General features: G+C 60.5%; 21 protein-coding genes and 1 other RNA gene. 11 read left to right on the top strand and 11 right to left on the bottom strand.

Going from position 1 to position 22,721, the window contains the following annotated elements:
- Window positions 1-186: a CcoQ/FixQ family Cbb3-type cytochrome c oxidase assembly chaperone gene (locus AB4P97_RS04895; RefSeq protein ID WP_003175465.1), complete on the top strand. Its 186-nt coding sequence runs from the start codon at window positions 1-3 to the stop codon at window positions 184-186.
- Window positions 183-1,166: a cytochrome-c oxidase, cbb3-type subunit III gene (ccoP, locus tag AB4P97_RS04890; RefSeq protein ID WP_042558540.1), complete on the top strand. Its 984-nt coding sequence runs from the start codon at window positions 183-185 to the stop codon at window positions 1,164-1,166. Before AB4P97_RS04895 ends, ccoP begins: the two co-directional genes overlap by 4 nt.
- 72 nt (window positions 1,167-1,238) lie before the next feature.
- Here ccoP and AB4P97_RS04885 read toward each other — a convergent pair whose 3' ends face one another.
- Window positions 1,239-1,616: a hypothetical protein gene (locus AB4P97_RS04885; RefSeq protein WP_395602120.1), complete on the bottom strand. Its 378-nt coding sequence runs from the start codon at window positions 1,614-1,616 to the stop codon at window positions 1,239-1,241.
- On the opposite strand from AB4P97_RS04885, the gene ccoG reads away from it, so the two are divergent.
- The 6 genes from ccoG to hemN all read left to right on the top strand — a co-directional run bounded on the left by ccoG (window position 1,593) and on the right by hemN (window position 8,630).
- The gene (gene ccoG, locus AB4P97_RS04880; protein ID WP_042558538.1) at window positions 1,593-3,008 is read left to right on the top strand and encodes a cytochrome c oxidase accessory protein CcoG; all 1,416 of its coding nucleotides are present in this window, start codon (window positions 1,593-1,595) and stop codon (window positions 3,006-3,008) included. The two genes, AB4P97_RS04885 and ccoG, sit on opposite strands and share 24 nt — an antisense overlap.
- A gap of 11 nt (window positions 3,009-3,019) precedes the next feature.
- Window positions 3,020-3,559 carry a FixH family protein gene (locus AB4P97_RS04875; RefSeq protein ID WP_150596845.1) on the top strand — a complete coding sequence of 180 codons (540 nt, stop codon included), beginning with the start codon at window positions 3,020-3,022 and terminating at the stop codon, window positions 3,557-3,559.
- A 129-nt stretch (window positions 3,560-3,688) separates the two neighbouring features.
- Window positions 3,689-6,139 carry a heavy metal translocating P-type ATPase gene (locus AB4P97_RS04870; protein WP_395602119.1) on the top strand — a complete coding sequence of 817 codons (2,451 nt, stop codon included), beginning with the start codon at window positions 3,689-3,691 and terminating at the stop codon, window positions 6,137-6,139.
- A gap of 22 nt (window positions 6,140-6,161) precedes the next feature.
- Window positions 6,162-6,374, top strand: a complete 213-nt coding sequence (ccoS, locus tag AB4P97_RS04865) for a cbb3-type cytochrome oxidase assembly protein CcoS (protein WP_042558535.1) — start codon at window positions 6,162-6,164, stop codon at window positions 6,372-6,374.
- Window positions 6,367-7,050, top strand: a complete 684-nt coding sequence (locus tag AB4P97_RS04860; protein ID WP_042558534.1) for a sulfite exporter TauE/SafE family protein — start codon at window positions 6,367-6,369, stop codon at window positions 7,048-7,050. Before ccoS ends, AB4P97_RS04860 begins: the two co-directional genes overlap by 8 nt.
- Window positions 7,051-7,247: 197 nt before the next feature.
- Complete coding sequence (hemN, locus tag AB4P97_RS04855; RefSeq protein ID WP_042558533.1) at window positions 7,248-8,630, top strand: oxygen-independent coproporphyrinogen III oxidase; 1,383 nt, start codon at window positions 7,248-7,250, stop codon at window positions 8,628-8,630.
- Here the strand turns inward: hemN and AB4P97_RS04850 are convergent.
- Window positions 8,627-9,109, bottom strand: a complete 483-nt coding sequence (locus tag AB4P97_RS04850; protein WP_042558532.1) for a hypothetical protein — start codon at window positions 9,107-9,109, stop codon at window positions 8,627-8,629. The genes hemN and AB4P97_RS04850 overlap by 4 nt on opposite strands.
- A 154-nt stretch (window positions 9,110-9,263) precedes the next feature.
- On the opposite strand from AB4P97_RS04850, the gene fnr reads away from it, so the two are divergent.
- Both fnr and AB4P97_RS04840 read left to right on the top strand, forming a co-directional pair.
- Entirely contained in the window at window positions 9,264-9,998 is a 735-nt protein-coding gene (gene fnr, locus AB4P97_RS04845) for a fumarate/nitrate reduction transcriptional regulator Fnr (protein WP_042558531.1), read from the top strand.
- Window positions 9,999-10,076: 78 nt separating this feature from the next.
- A complete protein-coding gene (locus AB4P97_RS04840) occupies window positions 10,077-10,625 on the top strand; it encodes an adenine phosphoribosyltransferase (protein ID WP_028621413.1) in 549 nt (182 codons plus the stop codon).
- 134 nt (window positions 10,626-10,759) lie between these two features.
- Here AB4P97_RS04840 and AB4P97_RS04835 read toward each other — a convergent pair whose 3' ends face one another.
- The 5 genes from AB4P97_RS04835 to dnaX form a co-directional block, all read right to left on the bottom strand.
- Window positions 10,760-11,908 (bottom strand): acyl-CoA dehydrogenase family protein, encoded by a 1,149-nt coding sequence (locus AB4P97_RS04835; protein ID WP_042558530.1) that lies wholly within the window; start codon window positions 11,906-11,908, stop codon window positions 10,760-10,762.
- 280 nt (window positions 11,909-12,188) lie between these two features.
- On the bottom strand, window positions 12,189-12,791 hold the full coding sequence (recR, locus tag AB4P97_RS04830) for a recombination mediator RecR (RefSeq protein WP_042558529.1): 603 nt from the start codon (window positions 12,789-12,791) through the stop codon (window positions 12,189-12,191).
- Window positions 12,792-12,857: 66 nt separating this feature from the next.
- Window positions 12,858-13,892: an NADP-dependent oxidoreductase gene (locus tag AB4P97_RS04825; RefSeq protein WP_042558528.1), complete on the bottom strand. Its 1,035-nt coding sequence runs from the start codon at window positions 13,890-13,892 to the stop codon at window positions 12,858-12,860.
- Window positions 13,893-14,183: 291 nt separating this feature from the next.
- On the bottom strand, window positions 14,184-14,522 hold the full coding sequence (locus AB4P97_RS04820) for a YbaB/EbfC family nucleoid-associated protein (protein WP_042558527.1): 339 nt from the start codon (window positions 14,520-14,522) through the stop codon (window positions 14,184-14,186).
- Window positions 14,523-14,590: 68 nt separating this feature from the next.
- Complete coding sequence (gene dnaX / locus AB4P97_RS04815; protein ID WP_042558526.1) at window positions 14,591-16,660, bottom strand: DNA polymerase III subunit gamma/tau; 2,070 nt, start codon at window positions 16,658-16,660, stop codon at window positions 14,591-14,593.
- Window positions 16,661-16,805: 145 nt separating this feature from the next.
- On the opposite strand from dnaX, the gene AB4P97_RS04810 reads away from it, so the two are divergent.
- Complete coding sequence (locus AB4P97_RS04810; protein WP_042558525.1) at window positions 16,806-17,555, top strand: ABC transporter substrate-binding protein; 750 nt, start codon at window positions 16,806-16,808, stop codon at window positions 17,553-17,555.
- Window positions 17,556-17,764: 209 nt separating this feature from the next.
- Here AB4P97_RS04810 and ffs read toward each other — a convergent pair.
- From ffs to zipA, 4 genes are all read right to left on the bottom strand, one after another.
- Window positions 17,765-17,861, bottom strand: an RNA gene (gene ffs, locus AB4P97_RS04805) — signal recognition particle sRNA small type.
- A 188-nt stretch (window positions 17,862-18,049) separates the two neighbouring features.
- Window positions 18,050-19,216 (bottom strand): putative zinc-binding metallopeptidase, encoded by a 1,167-nt coding sequence (locus AB4P97_RS04800; protein ID WP_210622368.1) that lies wholly within the window; start codon window positions 19,214-19,216, stop codon window positions 18,050-18,052.
- Window positions 19,217-19,398: 182 nt separating this feature from the next.
- Window positions 19,399-21,747, bottom strand: coding sequence for an NAD-dependent DNA ligase LigA (ligA, locus tag AB4P97_RS04795; RefSeq protein ID WP_395602118.1), 2,349 nt, complete (start codon window positions 21,745-21,747; stop codon window positions 19,399-19,401).
- Between the two features lie 86 nt (window positions 21,748-21,833).
- On the bottom strand, window positions 21,834-22,694 hold the full coding sequence (gene zipA, locus AB4P97_RS04790; protein WP_042558522.1) for a cell division protein ZipA: 861 nt from the start codon (window positions 22,692-22,694) through the stop codon (window positions 21,834-21,836).
- Window positions 22,695-22,721 lie beyond the last annotated feature (27 nt).

The raw sequence follows: 22,721 nt of genomic DNA, 5'->3' as shown, positions 1-22,721 counted from the left end.
ATGGATATCGGGATGATTCGTGGCCTGGGCACCGTTGTTGTGATGGTGGCCTTTATCGGTCTGGCGTTGTGGGTGTTCAGCCCCAAGCGCAAGTCGGAGTTTGAAGACGCGACCTTGCTGCCTTTTGCGGATGATCCCGAAGCCATCAAGCACGTCGAGCAAGCTTCTAGGAGTAACAAAGAATGACTACATTCTGGAGTCTGTACGTCACAGTCCTCAGTCTTGGCACCATTTTCGCCCTGACCTGGCTGTTGCTGTCGACCCGCAAGGGCCAGCGCTCCGAGCAGACGGACGAGACGGTCGGCCACTCGTTCGACGGGATCGAGGAGTACGACAACCCGCTGCCTAAATGGTGGTTCATGCTGTTCGTGGGCACCATCATCTTTGCGCTGGGTTATCTGGTGCTGTACCCGGGCCTGGGTAATTGGAAAGGCCTGCTGCCAGGCTACAACTACCTCGATACCGAGAAGCAGACTGCGTTCGCCAACGGCCAGACCGGCTGGACTGGCGTGCACGAGTGGGAAAAGGAAATGGCTCGCTCTGACGCCAAGTTTGGCCCGATCTTCGCCAAGTTCGCTGCCATGCCAATCGAAGAAGTGGCCAAGGACCCGCAAGCGCTGAAGATGGGTGGTCGCCTGTTCGCTTCCAACTGCTCGGTCTGCCACGGTTCCGACGCCAAGGGTGCCTATGGCTTCCCTAACCTGACCGACGCCGACTGGCGCTGGGGCGGTGAAGCGGAAACCATCAAGACCACCATCATGGGCGGCCGTCACGCGGTCATGCCGGCGTGGGCTGAAGTGATTGGCGAGCAAGGCGTGGCCGATGTCGCTGCGTTCGTGGTCACCAACCTCGATGGTCGCAAGCTGCCGGAAGGCGCCAAGGCAGACGTCGCCAATGGCCAGAAACTGTTCGCCGCCAACTGCGTGGCCTGCCACGGCCCGGCGGGCAAAGGCACGCCAGCGATGGGCGCACCTGACCTGACCCACCCAGGCGCATTCATCTACGGTTCGAGCTTTGCGCAACTGCAGCAGACCATCCGTTACGGCCGCCAGGGCCAGATGCCTGCACAAGAACAGCTGCAAGGCAACGACAAGGTTCACCTGCTGGCGGCTTATGTTTACAGCCTGTCCCACGGTGAAAAAGCACCGGAAGCGAACGCTGAGTAAGGCCAACGCTTGAAGCAAAAAAACGGCCCCGTCATTTGACGGGGCCGTTTTCGTTTCAGTCCATGGTGACTGTCAGCGCACCGCGACAGTGGCGATCACCTTGCGTGATGGCCAGTTATTGTCAGACACCTGATGCACATTGAACGACTTTCGATCAGTAGCGAAGCTTGCTATCAAGTAGCGCAGCATCTCTCGCTGCGCTTCGGTTGAGACGGTAGGCGGCACGAAGGATTCGTCTATAGTCAATTGATCTGCATCATGCTTTGTTACATTCGCTACACCATTCAGGATTTTTCCCCAACGCGACCAAAGGTCGCACCCGTTCATCGGCGTTACAGGCGTATCATTGCGCCACCGCAACGCCCCTTCTGACCCCGGTTGGCACGTATCGACCGAGGCATTTTTCCACTGCCGTGGGATGCAATGATGAGTAACCAGATTCCGGTACACGACGTCACGCCACCGAGTAAAAACGCGAACAACAGCGTCGACCTTTACGCCTCTCGAGAAAAAATCTACACCCGTGCCTTCACCGGCCTGTTCCGCAATCTGCGGATGATGGGCGGTGCCGGCCTGTTCCTGCTGTATTTCGGGACGGTGTGGCTGAACTGGGGCGGCCATCAGGCCGTGTGGTGGAACCTGCCGGAACGCAAGTTCTTCATTTTCGGCGCGACCTTCTGGCCGCAGGATTTCATCCTGCTGTCGGGGATCCTGATCGTCGCCGCGTTCGGACTGTTTTTCATCACCGTTTATGCCGGGCGCATCTGGTGTGGCTACACCTGTCCGCAAAGTGTGTGGACGTGGATTTTCATGTGGTGCGAAAAAGTCACCGAAGGCGACCGCAACCAACGCATCAAGCTCGACAAAGCGCCGATGAGCGGCAACAAGTTCCTGCGCAAGCTCGCCAAACACACGCTGTGGTTGCTGATCGGCTTTGTCACCGGTATGACCTTTGTCGGCTACTTCTCGCCGATCCGCGAACTGGTGTTTGAGTTCTTCACAGGGCAAGCCGATGGCTGGTCGTATTTCTGGGTTGGTTTCTTCACCCTCGCCACTTATGGCAACGCTGGCTGGCTGCGCGAGCAGGTGTGCATTTACATGTGCCCGTACGCACGCTTCCAGAGCGTGATGTTCGACAAAGACACGCTGATCGTTTCCTACGACCCGCGCCGTGGTGAAAGCCGTGGCCCGCGCAAGAAAGGCGTCGATTACAAGGCCATGGGCCTGGGCGATTGCATCGATTGCACTATGTGCGTCCAGGTCTGCCCGACCGGCATCGACATCCGTGACGGCCTGCAGATCGAGTGCATCGGCTGCGCCGCGTGCATCGACGCCTGTGACAGCATCATGGACAAGATGGATTACCCGCGCGGACTGATCAGCTATACGACCGAACACAACCTGTCCGGCCAGAAAACCCATAAACTGCGGCCACGCCTGATCGGCTATGCCGTGGTGTTGCTGGCAATGATCAGCCTGTTGGCTGCGGCGTTTTTCATGCGCTCGCTGGTGGGTTTCGACGTCAGCAAGGACCGCGTGCTGTACCGCGAAAACGCCGAAGGCCGGATCGAAAACGTCTACAGCCTGAAGATCATGAACAAGGATCAGCGCGACCACACCTATCTGCTGCAAGCCAGTGGTCTGCCGGACCTGCGCCTGCAAGGCAAGCGCGAGATCAAGGTCGCCGCCGGGGATATCTTTACCATGCCGGTCGAACTGTCGAGCGCGCCGGAACAACTGCCGTCGAGCACCAACGAGGTGAAATTCATCCTCAAGGATGCCGATGACGACAGCGTCCACGTTGAAGCCAAGAGCCGATTCATCGGCCCACAAATTCGTTGAGAGAACTGAACATGCCCGCAGCAAACGCCGCAAGCCCTTGGTACAAACACCTCTGGCCATGGATCATCATCGCGATACTGGCCTGTTCGGTGACGCTGACCCTGTCCATGGTGACCATCGCGGTGAACAATCCGGACAATCTGGTCAACGACAACTATTACGAGGCTGGCAAAGGCATCAACCGTTCGCTGGATCGCGAGTTGCTGGCGCAAACCCTGAAGATGCGCGCGGCGGTGTTTCTGGATGACGTGACCGGCGAAGTCGACCTGCGATTGAGCGGCGACAGCCAACCGAAAACCCTCGAGCTGAATCTGATCTCGCCGACTCAGCCGGAGAAGGATCGCAAGATCGTCCTGACCCGCAGCGAAACTGAATCGGGGCGCTACATCGGCCAGTTGAACGATAAAGTCGAAGGTCGCCGCTTTGTGGAGTTGCTGGGCACGCAGGACGAACACATCTGGCGGATGTTCGAAGAAGAACTGGTCAGCCATGACAAGGATCTGCTGCTGGGTGATGAACCGCTGCAAGGCGCGGAAGACCTGAAAAAGTAAACCGCTCCCTGTAGGAGCTGCCGCAGGCTGCGATCTTTTGACCTTGCTTTAAAAACAAAATCAAAAGATCGCAGCCTGCGGCAGCTCCTACAGAGGCGGTATTGATTCAGCAGTATTAGTGAATATCCGATGACCACCCCACTCCCCTGCTATCACTGCGCCCTGCCCGTCCCGTCCGGCAGCCGCTTTACCGCCGTCGTACTCGGGGAGCCGCGCGAATTCTGCTGCCCTGGCTGTCAGGCTGTGGCTGAAGCCATCGTGGCCGGCGGGCTCGAAAGCTACTATCAGCATCGCAGCGAAGCCTCGGCCAACCCCGAGGCGCTGCCGGTGCAACTGGTTGACGAACTGGCGTTGTACGACCGTGCCGACGTGCAAAAACCTTTCGTCCGCCACGAAGGCGATCTGGCCGAAACCACTCTGTTGATGGAAGGCATCAGTTGCGCCGCCTGTGGCTGGCTGATCGAGAAACACCTGCGCACGCTGCCCGCCGTGGCCGAGGCGCGATTGAACCTGTCCAACCACCGCCTGCATGTGAGCTGGGCCGATGGGCAATTGCCACTCAGCCAGATCCTCGCCGAACTGCGCCACATCGGTTACGCCGCGCACCCGTATCAGGCTGACCGCGCCAGCGAGCAACTGGCCAGCGAAAACCGTCTGGCCCTGCGCCAACTCGGCGTGGCCGGATTGCTGTGGTTTCAGGCGATGATGGCGACCATGGCCACCTGGCCAGAATTCAACATCGACCTCAGCCCCGAACTGCACACCATCCTGCGCTGGGTCGCGCTGTTCCTGACCACGCCGATCGTTTTCTACAGTTGCGCACCGTTTTTCAAGGGCGCCATGCGCGATTTGCGCACGCGGCATCTCACCATGGATGTCTCGGTTTCACTGGCGATCGGTAGCGCCTATATCGCCGGAATCTGGACCTCGATCACCGGCGTCGGCGAGTTGTATTTCGATGCGGTCGGCATGTTCGCGCTGTTCCTGCTCGCTGGACGTTATCTGGAACGTCGCGCCCGGGAGCGCACTGCGGCCGCCACCGCACAGCTTGTCAATCTGCTGCCAGCCTCGTGCCTGCGTCTCGATGAGACCGGCCAGAGCGAGCGCATCCTCCTCAGCGAGTTGCGGGTGGGCGAGCGAATTCTGGTGCAACCCGGGTCGATCCTGCCGGCGGACGGCAAGATTCTCGACGGCCAGTCGAGCATCGACGAATCACTGTTGACGGGCGAGTACCTGCCGCAACCGCGGGCACCGGGTGATGCGGTCACTGCCGGAACGCTGAATGTCGAAGGCGCGCTGACCGTGCAGGTGCTGGCCATGGGGCAAGACACCCGGCTGTCAGCCATCGTTCGTTTGCTGGATCGCGCTCAGGCCGAAAAACCGCGACTGGCGGAAATCGCCGACCGCGCCGCGCAATGGTTTTTGCTGTTGTCACTGATCGCTGCGGCCGCCATCGGCCTGTTGTGGTGGGAGCTGGATTCGTCGCGGGCGTTCTGGATCGTCCTCGCCATGCTGGTCGCCACCTGCCCCTGCGCGCTGTCACTGGCGACACCCACTGCACTCACCGCTGCCACCGGCACCCTGCACAAACTCGGCCTGCTGCTGACGCGCGGCCATGTGCTGGAGGGTTTGAATCAGATCGACACGGTGATCTTCGACAAGACTGGCACGCTCACCGAAGGTCGCCTGGTGCTGCGCTCGATTCGTCCTCTGGGCGCACTGAACAGTGACCAATGCCTGAGCCTCGCCGCCGCGCTGGAAAACCGTTCGGAACACCCGATTGCCCGCGCGTTTGGCCGGGCACCGTTGGCCGCTGAAGACGTCCACAGCACGCCGGGGCTTGGCCTCGAAGGCATTGTCGGCGAGCAACGTTTGCGCATCGGCCAGGCTGATTTTGTCTGCGCCCTCAGTGCCGCCGCAGCCCCGGCGATGCCGGATGAGCCAGGCCAATGGCTGCTGCTCGGTGATGGTTCGGGACCGCTGGCGTGGTTCGTGCTCGACGATCGCCTGCGCGACGATGCGCCCGCCCTGCTCGCCGCGTGCAAGGCGCGTGGCTGGCGCACATTACTGCTGTCCGGCGACAGTTCGCCGATGGTCGCCAGTGTCGCCGCCGAATTGGGCATTGATGAGGCCCGTGGTGGCTTGCGTCCGGATGACAAGCTGCAAGTGTTGCAACAGCTGCACAAGGAAGGTCGCAAAGTGCTGATGCTCGGCGACGGCGTCAACGATGTGCCGGTGCTGGCTGCCGCCGACATCAGCGTGGCCATGGGATCGGCCACCGATCTGGCCAAGACCAGCGCCGATGCGGTGCTGCTGTCCAATCGCCTCGATGCGTTGGTGCAAGCGTTCACGCTGGCGCGGCGCACCCGTCGGGTAATCATCGAGAACCTGCTGTGGGCCGCGCTGTACAATGGCCTCATGCTGCCGTTCGCCGCCCTCGGCTGGATCACCCCGGTGTGGGCCGCGGTCGGCATGTCGATCAGTTCGTTGACCGTGGTGCTCAACGCCCTGCGCCTGACTCGCCTGCCGAGTTCGCCGCAAGCCTGCGCCCGATCAGAAACCCGTCCGCTGCCGGCCTGAGCCGCGCGGGCATGGAGTACAGATGCCAGCTCTCTACGTGATGATCCCGGCCGCCCTGCTGATCGTGGCCATCGCCGTGTACATCTTCTTCTGGGCGGTGGACAGCGGCCAGTACGACGACCTCGACGGTCCGGCCCACAGTATCCTGTTCGATGATCAGGATCCGAACCACACCGCTGCGGTGGACGAAGCCCGCGCGCAGAAACCGGACGACAAGGCCCCTCCTCATGCTTGAACTGGCACCACTGCTGGTGTCGGCGCTGATCCTCGGATTGCTCGGTGGTGGCCATTGCCTGGGGATGTGCGGCGGCTTGATGGGCGCGCTGACCCTGGCGATCCCCAAGGAACAACGCAGTCGACGCTTTCGCTTGCTGCTGGCGTATAACCTGGGACGCATCCTCAGCTATGCCACGGCCGGATTGCTGATCGGCCTCGCCGGGTGGGCGGTGGCCAACAGCCCGGCCGCGTTGTTCATGCGTGTACTGGCCGGGTTGCTGCTGATTGCCATGGGCCTGTACCTGGCAGGCTGGTGGAGCGGTCTGACCCGTATCGAAAGCCTCGGTCGCGGTTTGTGGCGCTACATTCAGCCCGTGGCCAATCGTTTACTGCCAGTGTCGAGCTTGCCCCGTGCTTTGCTGCTTGGCGCACTATGGGGCTGGTTGCCGTGCGGACTGGTTTACAGCACGTTGCTGTGGTCAGCGAGCCAGGGCAATGCGCTGGACAGTGCGTTGCTGATGCTCGCCTTCGGGCTCGGCACATGGCCGGTGCTGCTGGCCACCGGCCTCGCCGCCGAACGGGTGACGGCGCTGTTGCGCAAGCGCAGCGTGCGAATGGTCGGCGGTTTGCTGGTGATTCTGTTCGGGATCTGGACATTGCCCGGGCCGCATCAGCACTGGTTGATGGGGCATTAAACGGCGGCGCGGCCTTCGCGAGCAGGCCCGCGCCAGCACGGTTCCTGTGCAAACCACACACCTCCTGTGGGAGCGAGCCTGCTCGCGAAGAATCCCTCAATGCTCCTACCAATGCACCCCGTTGATGCAAATCAAGACACCCCGCCGCGCCCGCCCCTAGACTCGCCACACTGCCAGCCTATCCGGGGAATGCCCGCATGCTCGACGCCATTCGTTGGGACACCGATTTGATCCGCCGCTACGATCTGGCGGGGCCGCGTTACACCTCATATCCGACGGCCGTGCAATTCAACAGTCAGGTCGGCACGTTCGATCTGTTCCATGCCCTGCGCGACAGCCGTAAAGCCCAGCGCCCGCTATCGCTGTACGTTCATGTGCCGTTCTGCGCGAACATTTGCTACTACTGCGCCTGCAACAAGGTCATCACCAAGGATCGCGGCCGCGCCCTGCCGTATCTGCAACGGCTCGAGCAGGAAATCCAGCTGATCGCCTGCCACCTGGACCCGGCGCAAAAGGTCGAGCAACTGCACTTTGGCGGCGGTACGCCGACCTTTCTCAGCCACGACGAACTGCGCCAATTGATGGCACATCTGCGCAAGCACTTTAATCTTCTGGACGATGACTCCGGCGATTACGGCATCGAAATCGACCCGCGAGAAGCCGACTGGTCGACCATGGGCCTGCTCCGTGAACTGGGCTTCAACCGCGTCAGCATTGGTCTGCAAGACCTTGACCCGGCGGTGCAGCGCGCGGTCAATCGCCTGCAAAGCCTGGAAGAAACCCGCGCGGTGATCGACGCCGCACGCACGCTGCAATTTCGCTCGATCAACATCGATCTGATTTACGGCCTGCCCAAACAGACCCCGGAGAACTTCGCCCGCACGGTGGAAGAAGTCATCAGCCTGCAACCGGATCGGCTCTCGGTGTTTAACTACGCGCACTTGCCGGAACGCTTCATGCCACAGCGACGGATCAACAGTCAGGAACTGCCGAGCCCCGCGCAAAAACTGGAAATGCTCCAGCGCACCATTGAACAACTGACCGCCGCCGGTTACCGCTACATCGGCATGGACCACTTCGCCCTGCCCGACGACGAACTGGCGATCGCTCAGGAAGAACAAACCTTGCAGCGCAACTTCCAGGGCTACACCACCCACGGTCATTGCGATCTGGTGGGGCTGGGCGTGTCGGCGATCAGCCAGATTGGCGACCTCTACTGCCAGAACAGCAGCGACCTCAACGAATACCAGAACACCCTAGCCTCAGCGCAATTGGCGACCAGCCGCGGCTTGGTGTGTAACGCCGACGACCGACTGCGGCGGGAAGTGATTCAACAGTTGATCTGCAATTTCAGCCTGGACTTCGCCGAGATCGAGCAACAGTTCAACATCGATTTTCAAGGTTACTTCGGCGCTCTGTGGCCTCAACTGCAAGAGATGGCCAAGGATGGCTTGATTACCCTTGATCGCGAGCGAATCGAAGTGTTGCCGGCCGGACGACTGCTGGTGCGCTCGGTGTGCATGGTGTTCGACGCTTACCTCGAACAGCAGAATCGCCAGCGTTTCTCGCGGGTAATCTAGTTTTTCATCAACAACGAACCCACTTTCATGTTCTGATCAGAGGTCAGACCCGACTGCCCCACCACTTTGGACAAAGCCAGATTGGCGGTAATGAGACCAGTGTTCAACGCGGCAATGGCGCCACGCAGAGCGGCAACCTTGATGATCTTTTCTTCGTTGGAAAGGCGCTTGTCGGCCATGATCTTTTCGATGAGCGCCTTTTTCTCGGCGATCTCTTTTTGCAATTTACGGATCATCTTCAGCAGTTGCTGGATATTCTCGGGCAAGCCGCTCTCTTCGATGTCGCGATTATCGCCACCGGAACCTGCCGATCTCTCGATTGAAGCACCGGACAGCGACACTTTGACGCCTTCGACCAAGGTCGGGGTTGCCTGTGTAGTCGATTCGGCGTCGCGGCCTTTGTCGTCGGCATTTTTAAACGGGTCCGACAGTGCCTCAACACCGCTGCTAGCGTGGCCCAGCGTACCAATGGCAGCCATTGAATCGGTTCCTTCCAAAGCTCTGATAACAGTTTATCGGCCAGTGGCCCTGCGGCTTTACGCCCGCGGGACAAACTCGCCATTGACTGGCCTGAATGTCCTCCCGTGAGTTACCCTTACGGCTTATGTGTGTTTTCCCACAAGGATTGAAGAAATGTCCGAGCCAGTCAAACTGCGCGCTCACAACCAGGCCCATTGCAAGGATTGCAGCCTGGCACCTCTCTGCCTGCCACTTTCTCTGAATCTGGAAGACATGGATGCGCTGGACGAAATCGTGAAACGCGGCCGCCCGTTGAAAAAGGGTGAGTTCCTGTTCCGCCAGGGCGACACGTTTGATTCCGTTTATGCAGTACGCTCCGGCGCCCTGAAAACCTTCAGCCTGAGCGATTCCGGCGAAGAACAACTCACCGGCTTCCACCTGCCGAGCGAACTGGTCGGCCTGTCCGGCATGGACACCGAGAAACACCCGGTCTCGGCCCAGGCACTGGAAACCACTTCGGTTTGCGAAATCCCTTTCGAACGCCTCGACGAACTGGCCCTGCAACTGCCGCAGCTGCGCCGTCAGTTGATGCGCGTGATGAGCCGCGAGATCCGCGACGACCAGCAAATGATGCTGCTGCTGTCGAAGAAAACCGCCGACGAGCGTATCGCAACCTTCCTGGTCAACCTGTCGGCACGCTTCCGCGCTCGCGGGTTCTCGGCCAACCAGTTCCGCCTGAGCATGTCGCGCAATGAAATCGGCAATTACCTGGGCCTGGCGGTGGAAACCGTGTCCCGCGTATTCACCCGCTTCCAGCAAAACCAACTGATTGCTGCAGAAGGCAAAGAGATCCACATTCTCGATCCGATCCAGCTCTGCGCCCTGGCTGGCGGTTCGCTGGAAGGCTGATCTCGACCCGCGGCCGAGCGAACCGATTCAGCCGCGGGTATACTGCGCCGTTTGCAGCCCTGCCAGGACACCTCGACGATGGTCTTCGACTCCTTCGACATCAAATCCCTGATCCGCCCCGTGATCGACTTCCCGAAACCGGGCGTGATCTTTCGCGACATCACCCCGCTGTTCCAGTCGCCAACGGCCCTGCGTCTGGTGATGGACAGCTTCGCTCACCGCTACGTCGAAGCCGACTTCACGCACATCGGCGCGATGGATGCTCGCGGTTTTCTGATCGGTTCGGTACTGGCCTATCAGTTGAACAAGCCGCTGGTGCTGTTCCGCAAGCAGGGCAAACTGCCGGCCGACGTATTGGCTGAAGGTTACGCGACCGAGTACGGCGAAGCCTTCCTGGAAGTGCACGCCGACAGCCTGTGCGAAGGCGACTCGGTGGTGATGTTTGATGATTTGATCGCCACCGGCGGCACTTTGATTGCGGCAGCCAACCTGATTCGGCGCATGGGCGCACGGGTACATGAGGCGGCGGCGATTATTGATCTGCCGGAGCTGAACGGTTCGCAGCGTCTACAGGATATGGGGATTCCGACCTTCTGCCTGACGCAGTTTGCCTTGACCGATAAGTAAGCGGCGCCTGTACTGACGCTGTCGCAGGCAGCCAGCCCCCACAGTGATTTCGGTCGTTCACAAATATCGTGTATGCCCCAAAAACCTGTGGGAGCTGGTTTGCCAGCGATGAGGCCAGCAGCCTCACCCAGGATTCAAAGCCCCATTTGCTTGGCGATGATCTCGTTCATCACCTCCCGCGTCCCGCCGCCAATCGACAAGATGCGGTTATCCCGATACAGCCGCTCCACCAGACTTTCACGCATGTAACCCAACCCGCCGAGTATCTGCACTGCCTCCGTGGTGATGCGGTCCGAGGTGTCCGTAGCAAAGTTCTTGGCCATGGAAATCTCCTTGATCACACTCTGCCCCGCCGCCATTTTCGCCGCTTGCCGGTAAGTGAACTCACGCGACACCTCCAGCGCCGTGGCCATTTCGGCGAGACGATGCTTGATAACTTGAAACTTGCCGATCGGCTTGCCAAACGCCTCACGCTCGCGTGCCCACTTCAGGCTCTCCTCGAGCGCAAGCTGCGCGGTCATATTGGCCATCAGTGCCAACGCCAACCGTTCGCTCTGGAAGTTGCCCATGATGCAGGCGAAGCCCATGTTCTCAGCGCCGATCAGGTTTCCTACAGGCACCCGGCAATCGTCGAAGAACAATTCAGCCGTGTCCGACGCCCACCAGCCCATTTTCTTCAACTGTCGGCCAACGGTGAAACCCGGCGTGCCCTTCTCGATCAGTAGCAGGCTGATGCCGCCAAAACCCGGCGCACCAGTGCGCACCGCGACAGTGTAGAAGTCGGCGCGAACGCCGCTGGTGATAAAGGTCTTGCTGCCGCTGACGCGGTAGAAGTCGCCGTCGCGCACGGCGCGGGTTTGCAGGTTGGCGACATCGGAGCCGCCGCCGGGCTCGGTGACGGCCAGCGCGCTGATCTTGTGGCCGCTGAGCACTTGCGGCACAACGCGATCGCGCACTTCAGGTCGCGCCCATTTGACGATGGGCGGCAGGCCGATATCCAGCGAACCCAGCCCGGCTACCAAGCCGCCAGAGCCGCAGCGCATCAGCTCTTCACTGGCGGCAACCTTGGCGAACAGATCGCCTTCATGGCTGCCGCCCAGTGCTTCGGGGTAGCCAATGCCGAGGATGCCGGCGGCACCCGCTTTCAGGTACAGCTCTCGGGGGAAGCTTTCGGCTTCTTCCCACGCATCAATATCCGGCAGGACCTCGCGCTCGACGAAACGTCTGACGCTGTCGCGGACCATCTGGTGGCTGGGGTCGAAGTATTCCTGAAAGGCAGGCATGGGCGAGCTCCATCGAAGAGTTCGCCGACGTTAACCGAGCGCTTGCTTGGTTTTCAACAATATTGTGTGAATCTGATAGACCGAGGCGCCTGCATCGCTGGCAAGCCAGCTCCCACAGGGGCAGAGGTCGTTCACAAACTTTGTGATAAACCTCAAATTCCTGTGGAAACAATATAGCCAGCTCAAACAGGGTTCGATGTTGCTCACATATTTTGTGATCAACCCAAATCACTGTGGGAGCTGGCTTGCCAGCGATGAGGCCAGAACAGGCAATAAGGATTTAGAGAGCGATCGGTTTACGCCCGGCAAACGAATGCGCCAGCGTCCCGCCGTCCACCAGTTCCAGCTCGCCACCCAGCGGTACCCCGTGGGCAATCCGCGAAGCGATCAGGCCTTTATTGTTGAGCAACTGAGCGATGTAATGCGCCGTCGCCTCGCCCTCAACCGTCGGGTTGGTGGCGAGGATGACTTCGGTAAACGTGCCCGCTTCTTCAATCCGCGCGATCAATTGCGGAATGCCGATGGCCTCGGGCCCGAGGCCGTCCAGCGGCGACAAATGCCCTTTCAGCACGAAGTAACGCCCACGGAATCCGGTTTGCTCGACCGCATAAACATCCATCGGCCCTTCCACCACGCACAGCAACGTGTCGTCGCGGCGGGTATCGGCGCACTGCGGGCACAGATCGTCTTCGGTCAACGTGCGGCACTGGCGACAATGCCCCACCCCTTCCATGGCCTGGCTCAGCGCCTGGGCCAGGCGCGCACCGCCGCTGCGGTCACGTTCGAGCAACTGCAGCGCCATGCGCTGGGCAGTTTTCTGACCCACACCCGGCAGAATTCGCAGGGAGTCGATCAGTTGGCGAATCAAAGGGCTGAAGCTCATGGGTAAAAAGTCCGACAAAACAACGAGACGCGGTTTATACCCGCGCCTCTGGCCAGCGTCAAATACTCAGTCCTGGGCAACCCGCACGACCAGTTTGCCGAAGTTGCGTCCTTCCAGCAGACCGATAAACGCCTCGGGCGCCTGCTCCAGGCCTTCCACCACGTCTTCACGGAATTTGACCTTGCCGTCGCGCACCCACGGCACCATGTGACTGATGAACTCCGGCTGACGATCACCGTAGTCATCGAACACGATGAAGCCTTGAATCCGCACACGCTTGGTCAGCAACGTGCGTTGCAGCATCGGCAAACGATCCGGGCCTTGCGGCGCTTCGTGGGCGTTGTACCCGGCAATCAGGCCGCACAGCGGAATGCGCGCCTTGGGATTTAGCAGCGGGACGACGGCGTCAAAGACATGCCCGCCAACGTTTTCGTAATAGATGTCGATGCCATCGGGACAGGCCTTGGCCAGTTGCTCGGCGAAATCGGCAGCCTTGTGATCGATGCAAGCGTCGAAGCCCAACTCCTCGACCACGTATTTGCACTTCTCGGCGCCACCCGCCACGCCGACCGTGCGCAGGCCTTTGATCTTCGCCACCTGCCCGACCACCGAGCCTACAGCGCCGGATGCGGCAGCCACCACCAGAGTTTCGCCTTCTTTCGGCTGCCCGATGTCCATCAGGCCCATGTACGCGGTCATACCGGGCATGCCCAGCACACCGAGGGCCATCGACGGGCTCGGCAGACCCGAAGGGATCGGCATGATGTCGCGCCCGTCGCTGATGCTGTGGCTTTGCCACCCGGTGGCACCGACGACCAGATCGCCTTCATGGAATTTCGGATGACGCGAACGCTCGACTCGGCTGACAGCCCCACCGGTCATCACCTCACCGATTTGTACCGGAGCGGCGTAGGACGGTGCGTCACTCATGCGCCCGCGCATGTAGGGATCGAGCGACAGGTACAGGGTCTTCAGCAGCACCTGGCCGTCTTCGAGATCCGGCAGGGCTTCGCGCTCCAGGCGAAAGTTCTCGGGAGTCGGCGCGCCAACCGGGCGCGAGGCCAGCACAAAGCGCTGGTTGAGGGTCAGAGGGTCGGACATGTCAGCGTCTCCTGTGAATGATGAATTCGGCGGTATAGGGAGCAGACCACTGTGGCCGTGACGGGTTCGATGTTTCGTCGCTGCACACTATCCCTGTGGGAGCTACGGCACGCTGCGATCTTTTGATTTTATTAGTCCGAATCAAAAGATCGCAGCCTCGTTTCACTCGACAGCTCCTACAGGAGCCTGGCCTGGCAAAGATTTGTGACAGACGCTGAAATCAGCCAGCAACAAAAATGCCAGGCGCAATGCCTGGCATTTTGTGTAGCTCATCTGCCGCCAGATGGCGAATCAGAATGGCAGTTTCATACCCGCTGGCAGGTTCATGCCGGCAGTCATGCCGCCCATTTTTTCCTGGCTGTTGGCTTCGATCTTGCGCACGGCGTCGTTGACGGCGGCGGCAACAACGGCCTCGAGCATTTCCTTGTCGTCTTCGCTCAGGCCTTCAACCAGACTTGGATCGATGCTCACGCTTTTCACGTCGTGACGACCGGTCATCACCACGGTGACCATATCGCCACCGGCCTTACCGGTGACTTCGGCGTTGGCCAGTTCTTCCTGCATCTTGGCCATTTTTTCCTGCATCTGCTGCGCCTGCTTCATCAGGCCGGCCATGCCACCTTTCATCATGGGAATCACCTCAAAAGTACTTGGATCAAAAACAGCGCCCGGCAATTAACACCGAACGCCTTCAGTTATTAGCCCTGAGTGACCAGAGCGTCGACAGGTTCAATAGTATCGCTTCGCACGACCGCGCCGAACTGCTGAACCATCTGCTGGATGAACGGATCACCGTGGATCGATTCTTCAGCTTCGCGCTGACGGTTGATGCGCCGACGCGAGGCAGCCTGTGCCGGGGTTTCCTGCTCAGGCTTGATCAGTTCGATGGTCAGGCCCAGCGTGCGGCCATGGTACTGGTTCAACGCATCGTTGAGACGACGCTGTTGAGTGGCGTTGAACAAGGCGCTGTGCGCCGGGTCCAGGTGCAGCAACCAATGGTCGCCATCGACCGCGATCAATGTGCAGTTGGCGGCGATGCTGCCGGTCATGCCGGAGATCGGCAATTTAGGGAACAACTCCAGCCACTGCAACGCCAAACCTGTGGCCGGCATCGCGGCGGGCTCAGGCTCGGGTTCCGGGGCCGGCTCTGCGGCGTGTTCGCTGGCCAGTTCGTCGAGGTAACTGTAGGCCGAATCGATGTCCGGCTCGATGTAATCCTCGTCCAGCGGCGGCTCATCGTCCGCGTCCATGCCCGGTGTGGCGGCATCGACTTCGGCAACACTCGGCTCAGGGATCGGCGCCGCGGCCCACTCTGGCGCATCAGGAACGACGCTGTCCGGGGTCGGTAGCGGCATCGGCGGCAGGTCAGGCTGCTCGGCGGCGGTTTCCAGCATGGGCTCGACGGCAGGTTGCTGCACCGACTCGGGCTCAGGTTCTACCGGATCGTTCCAGGGCAGATCGATGACAGTTTCGACAGCGACTGGCTCGGGCTCGGGTTCCGGCGCAGGTTCCGGCTCAGCTGCAACCACAGGCTCGGGAGCCGGTGCAGCCACTGGCGTTGGCGCAACAGCCGCAGCGACCACCGGCGCAGGTTTAGGCGCGGCAGCCACGGAGTTTGCGGAATCAACTGTGGCCTGGCTGATCCCCACTGGCTTTAGCGGTTGCCTCGGGGCGTCCGCGGTGTCTGCGGGCCTGAAGGCCAGCATTCGCAGCAAGACCATTTCGAAGCCGCCACGCGGGTCGGGGGCCAGCGGCAAATCGCGGCGCCCGATCAGGCCCATCTGGTAATAAAACTGCACGTCTTCGGCCGGCAACGCCTGCGCCAATGCCAACACCCGATCACGGTCGCCATGACCGTTGTCGACACCGTCCGGCAACGCCTGAGCGATGGCCACCCGGTGCAGCACATTGAGAATTTCCGACAGCACGCCGTTCCAGTCCGGGCCCTGCTCGGCCAGGTGACGAACAGCTTCGAGCAACGCCTTGGCATCGCCTTCGATCAACGAGTGCAGCACGTCGTAGACCTGGCCGTGATCCAGCGTGCCGAGCATCGCCCGCACGTCGGTGGCCATAACCTTGCCTTCGCCGAACGCGATGGCTTGGTCGGTCAGACTCATGGCATCACGCATCGAGCCGTCAGCGGCACGACCCAGCAACCACAGCGCGTCGTCTTCGAACGGCACGTTTTCGGCGCTGAGCACGTGGGTCAAATGCTCGACCACGCGCTCAGGCGTCATGTTCTTCAGCGAGAACTGCAGGCAGCGCGAAAGAATCGTTGCCGGAAGTTTCTGCGGGTCAGTGGTCGCCAGGATGAACTTGACGTACGGCGGCGGTTCTTCGAGGGTTTTGAGCAGCGCATTGAAGGAATGGCTGGAGAGCATGTGCACTTCGTCGATCAGGTAGACCTTGAAGCGCCCACGGCTCGGCGCGTACTGCACGTTATCGAGCAGCTCGCGGGTGTCTTCGACCTTGGTGCGGCTGGCGGCGTCGATCTCGATCAGGTCGACAAAACGGCCTTCATCGATTTCGCGGCACACCGAACATTCGCCACACGGGCTGGAAGTGATACCTGTCTCACAGTTCAGGCATTTGGCAATGATCCGCGCAATCGTGGTTTTACCCACCCCGCGCGTACCGGTAAACAGGTACGCGTGGTGCAGCCGCTGGCTGTCCAAGGCATTGATCAGAGCCTTGAGCACATGGGTCTGGCCGACCATTTCGCGGAACGAGCGCGGACGCCATTTACGTGCAAGAACCTGATAACTCATCGAAAACCGTCGCAACGAAGGAAGCTGAAGCGGCTAATGCTAGCGGAGCAAGGGCAAAATTGCATCCGGTGTCCTTCTCTAATATGGCTAAGCTGCATGAGCAGAGGCTTTTATAGGCTCGGGATCGGGAATTACCGGAGCGTTTATGCGTTGGGCGGTGGGGGCAATGCTAGGGGTGAGCCTGAGCGTCACGGCAGCGGAAACACCGCTGCGTTTCGTCGTGCCCGACAGCTGGGCGATGCCCATTGTGCAACTGGAACGCGGCCGCCCGACTCAGGGCATCCTTTACGACATCATGCTCAGCCTGGCCACCCAGGTCGGCGTGCCAGCGCAGTTTGTCGTCCTGCCGCGCACGCGGGTGCAGAGCTCGATGGAACACGGCGAAATTGATGTGCGCTGCTACGCCGCACAATCGTGGCTGCCGAATCAGTCCGGCGATTACATCTGGAGTATCCCGCTGCTGTTTCAGCGTGATTTGCTGGTCAGCCGCCAGGGTTTGCCGAATAAAATCGACCCGGCTGACCTGCCCCGTCAATCGATCGGCACCGTACTCGGTTACACCTACCCCACCCTGCAACCGCTGTTCGATGCCGATCAACTGCAACGCGAAGATGCGCGCAGTCAGGAACAGGTGCTGGAAAAACTGCTGGCCGGGCGTTATCGCTACGCCGTGAGCAATCAGTGGACGCTGGACTGGTTCAACCAGCGCCTGGCGCCTGAACAGCAACTGCACGGCGTGGCGGTGCTGCAGGAGCAGCTTGTCGGCTGCTATGTGAGGAACGATCCGAACGTGCCAGTGCAGAGGATATTGCGCACGTTGCTGCGGATGAAAATGTCGGGGGAGATTGATGAGATTATTCGGCTTTACACCGGCCACTCCGACAACACCCCATAACCTTGCGGGAGCTGGCTTGCCAGCGATTGCGGATTTTCAGTGAAATAGATGAACCTGACCCACCGCTATCGCTGGCAAGCCAGCTCCCACAGGATCCTCATCAGCAGTGGGATTTGTGTCGGTACGGAAAATCCCAGGCACAAAAAAACCGCAGTGGGCGAAACCCATGCAGTTCGGTTGAAGCGTTCTATTGTTCGTTAAGGTGGTAACCCCACCAGCCACACCCCGGCACACAATGTTCCCGCTGTGGCTGCTGCCTTCCGGCTCTGACCAGGTTCACGGGTAATCGTTGCGGGGGGACCGATGGGGTCACCATAACGACGCTTGCCTATCGGCGAGCCGCGCCATTGTACCTATCTGAGACGAAGTTACAACCGTTCGGGCGGATAAAAAAATATGAGTCTGTTCAAGGACATAAAGATCGCAGCCTTCGGCAGCTCCTACATGAGGCGCACACCCCTGCAGGAGCTGCCGAAGGCTGCGATCTTTTGACTTTATTGCGCCTGAAGAACGTCGTCCGCCCTGCCGCCCGCCTGCTGGATGACCAGATGAATGAAATGCAGCTTGGCAATCGCCGGCGCCGGCAGCACGAACGGATAGAAATCCGGCTGACCCATGCTGCGTGACAGCTCATTGAGCATGCCTGCCAGTTCGATCCACGCGTTGACGAATGACAGGAACGCCTCCCCACCCGGATGTCCCGGGTCGTACAACGTACTGGTCGGAAAAGGCTGATAGTCAAAGTCCATCTCACGCGCGCTCATGCCGAAACCCAGCGCGGTGTCGACCGCGTCCATCATATGCAGGTAATGCGCCCAGGTTTCCGCCCAGTCTTCCCATGGGTGCATGGTCGCGTAGGCGCTGACGTAGTGCTGCGGCCAGTCCAGCGGCGCGCCCTGCTGATAGTGGCGGTCAAGTGCCTCGGCGTAGCTGGCGCGCTCGTCGCCGAACAGGTTGCGAAAAGAGTCGAGCCACGGGCCGTTGGCGATCAGTCGATCCCAGTAGTAATGCCCGACCTCATGACGAAAATGCCCGAGCAGCGTGCGATACGGCTCGTGCATCTGCGCCCTCACCTGCTCGCGGTGGGCGTCGTCGGCTTCTTTGATGTCGAGGGTGATCAGGCCGTTGGCGTGGCCGGTCATGGGCGCGTTGCCTTCGAGGTCGACGCCGATGAAGTCGAAGGCCAGCCCGGCGTCTTCATCCACGGTTTTCGGGATGACCTGCAGACCGAGGGTGATCAGTTGCGCGACCAAGCGACGTTTGGCGATTTCGACCTTGCGCCAGCGCTCGGGGTTTTCCGGAACGGACAGGTCGGGGATGGTGCGATTGAGGCTGCAGGCAACGCACAGGGTGTCGTGATCGTTGGCCGCCAGTAACCAGTTGCACGCGGCGGGCGTGTCGAGATTGGCGCAACGACGGAACAGGCCGGCCTCGGGGTCGGCATCGAGCGCCCAGGTGCCCTCGTACGGGCCCGGTTGCAGCGAGGTCAGGCGACTTTCTTCGGGTTGATAACCGAGCAAGGCGTTGCAGGCCAGACACTGGCTGTTGCGAAAGAACAGCGACTGACCGCAGCGGCACGGCCAGACTTTGCTGTTGCGTGAGGACTCGGCCATGAACGGCGCGACGATGCGAGAACTGAGCTGCTCGAAAAAGCGGTACATGGCGATCTCTCCCTGGGGCTTGCCAAGACTAGATCATTCCCATGACAACATCGTTCCGCGCTTCTGTTGGGGCACGTCAAAAGATCGCAGCCTTCGGCAGCTCCTAAAGAGGATCAGTGTACGGACACATAGGCGTGGCGAAACACTGACCCCGCAGGCTGCGATGCTTTGATCTTAAACGTTCAGCCGTGGGTTTTGAGGAAGGCGATAAACGCCTCTTCATCCATCACCTTCACACCCAGCTCATTGGCCTTGGTCAGCTTCGAACCGGCACCCGGCCCCGCAACCACGCAGTGGGTTTTCGCCGACACGGAGCCAGCCACTTTCGCGCCCAGGCTTTCGAGGTGATCTTTAGCGACATCGCGACTCATCAACTCGACCTTGCCGGTCAGCACCCAGGTCTCGCCGGACAGCGGCAAGCCTTCGACGACTTTCTTCTCGCTCTCCCAATGCATGCCGAAATCACGCAGCTGTTTCTCGGCGTCCAAGGCAAGCTGACGATGCTGCGGCACGGCGAAAAACTCGCGAACCGAATTCGCCTGCTTCTCCGGCAACGCCTGGCGCATGTCCAGCCAGTCGGCGTTCATCACCGCTTCCAGCGAACCGAACTTGTCCGCCAGTTTTTGCGCCCCGCCCGGGCCGACCGAGGGGATGTGCAGCTTGTCGAGAAAGCCACCGAGCGTGGTACTGGCGGCAAACTCGGCGCCCAACTCGCCCTGATCCTGAATCTGCAAACCATGGCCCAGCAATTCGCTGATCACCTGCTGGTTATGCGCGTCCTCAAAGAAGCTGTGAATCTCGTGTGCCACTTCCAGACCAACATCCGGCAGGTAGGTCAACACTTGCGGCAAAGCCTGCTGCACGCGCTCCAGCGAACCGAGCGAGCGCGCGAGCACCTTGGCGGTCTCTTCGCCGACATCGGGAATGCCCAGCGCATAGATGAAGCGCGCCAGCCCCGGCTGCTTGCTGTCGGCAATGGCTGTGAGCAATTTGTTGCTGGAGACCTCGGCGAAGCCTTCCAGATCGACGATGTCTTCAAACTTCAGTGCGTAAAGATCCGCTGGCGAACTGACCAGACCTTCGTCGACCAATTGCTCAACGCTCTTGTCGCCCAGGCCTTCGATGTCCATCGCACGACGCGAGACGAAGTGGATGATCGCCTGCTTCAGTTGCGCGCCACAGGCCAGTCGCCCGACACAGCGATACACCGCGCCCTCGCTGACGGTTTCCTTGCCTTTGCTGCGCTTGATCAGTTGCGTGCGCTCGACGTGCGAACCACAGACAGGGCAGTTTTCCGGGATCGCTACCGGCCGTGCATTTTCCGGACGGCGTTCGGTGACCACTTGCACCACTTGCGGAATCACGTCACCGGCGCGGCGGATGATCACGGTGTCGCCGATCATCAGGCCCAGTCGTGCGACTTCATCCATGTTGTGCAGCGTGGCATTGGCCACGGTGACGCCGGCAACCTTGACTGGCTTTAAACGTGCGACCGGGGTGACGGCACCGGTGCGGCCAACCTGGAATTCCACGTCGAGCAACTCGGTGAGCTCTTCCATTGCCGGGAATTTATGCGCGATCGCCCAACGTGGTTCGCGAGCGCGGAAGCCCAGTTCACGCTGATCGGCAATGCTGTTGACCTTGAACACCACGCCGTCGATTTCGTAGGTCAGCGAGTTACGCCGTGCGCCGATGTCGCGGTAGTAATCCAGGCACTCGCCAATGCCCTTGGCCAGTTTCAGTTCATGACTGATCGGCATGCCCCACTTCTGCAACTGTTTGAGGTTGCCGATGTGCGTGTCGGAAATATCGTGTGAGACCTGACCGATGCCGTAGCAGCAGAATTCCAGCGGACGGTTGGCGGTGATCTTTGAGTCGAGCTGACGCAGACTGCCGGCCGCCGCGTTACGCGGGTTGGCGAAGGTCTTGCCGCCGACTTCCAGTTGCGAGGCGTTGAGGCGCTCGAACCCGGCCTTGGACATGAACACTTCACCGCGTACTTCCAGGGTCGCCGGCCAGCCTTCGCCGTGCAGCTTCAGTGGAATATTGCGCACCGTGCGCACGTTGACGCTGATGTCTTCGCCAGTGGTGCCGTCACCGCGCGTGGCGCCGCGCACCAGAACGCCATTTTGATACAGCAGGCTGACCGCCAGGCCATCGAGCTTCGGCTCGCAGCTGTATTCCACCACCGAGCTGCCGCCGAACAGATCACCGGCAGGCAGGTCCAGACCCTCGGTCACCCGACGGTCGAACTCGCGCATATCGGTTTCTTCAAACGCGTTGCCGAGGCTGAGCATCGGCACTTCGTGACGTACCTGCGTGAACGCGGTGAGCGCCACGCTGCCGACGCGCTGGGTGGGCGAATCGCTGGTGATCAGGTCGGGGTTGGCCGCTTCCAGCGCCTTGAGCTCATGAAACAACCGGTCGTACTCGGCGTCCGGAATGCTCGGCTCGTCGAGGACGTGATAACGGTAGTTGTGCTGATCGAGTTCAGCGCGCAGCTCTAGAATGCGGTTTTTGGCGGCGGTCATGGGTGTTCTCTCATAAAGCAAAAGAGCAGCCGAGGCTGCTCAATCTATATTGCTGATTGCCCCGGATAGCGAGGCAACCTTTGGAATCAACGCTTGTGGGTCAGGGCGCGGCGCTCGAATTCGACGATGCGCTGACGGTAGTGCTCAATGGTCTGCGCGGTCAGAACGCTGCGCTGGTCATCTTTCAGCTCGCCGTTCAATTCCTGCGACAGCTTGCGGGCTGCGGCCACCATCACGTCGAAGGCTTGCTTCGGGTGACGCGGACCTGGCAGGCCAAGGAAGAAGCTCACCGCCGGGGTGCTGAAATGGTCGATGTCGTCCAGATCAAAGATGCCCGGCTTGACCGCATTGGCCATGGAGAACAGCACTTCACCATTGCCGGCCATGCTTTCGTGGCGGTGGAAAATATCCATCTCGCCAAAACGCAGCCCGCTTTCCAGAATGTTCTGCAACAGCGCCGGGCCTTTGAAGCCGGCAGCGTCGCGGCAGATCACACTGATCACCAGGACTTCTTCGGCTTGCGGTTGATCCTTTTCGACCGCTGCAGGCGCCGGCTTGGCGTCTTCTACGAAGTCGTCACGGCTGCTGAAGCTCGGGCCGCCGTCCAGATCCAGATCGAGGTTCAGGTCGCCCTGGGCCGGACCGTTGCTGCCGCGCTTGCCACGTTTGGCGCCGGATTCGCGAGGCTCGCGTGCTTCGCGGGCCGGCATGCTCACCGACGGCAGATCGTGCTCGTCCAGTTGCGGTTCCTTGTGTGTGTCCAATACGCGGGCCGGGCCCAACAGCTCAGGGCTGGTGTCCTCGTCCGGCAGGTTGGACAAACTTCGATCAAGACGGAATTTCAGTTTTCCCTTGCCGCCGCGCATACGGCGCCAGCCATCGAAAAGAATACCGGCTATCACAATGATGCCGATGACGATCAGCCACTCGCGCAGACCGATTTCCATGTAATCCCGTGCCTCTATAAAAAATGC

The organism is Pseudomonas sp. A1230 (assembly GCF_044218825.1).
GTDB classification, from domain to species: Bacteria; Pseudomonadota; Gammaproteobacteria; order Pseudomonadales; family Pseudomonadaceae; genus Aquipseudomonas; species Aquipseudomonas iridis.
Note: the sequence above shows the minus strand (reverse complement) of the source record. Positions and strands in the feature narration are given on the sequence as shown.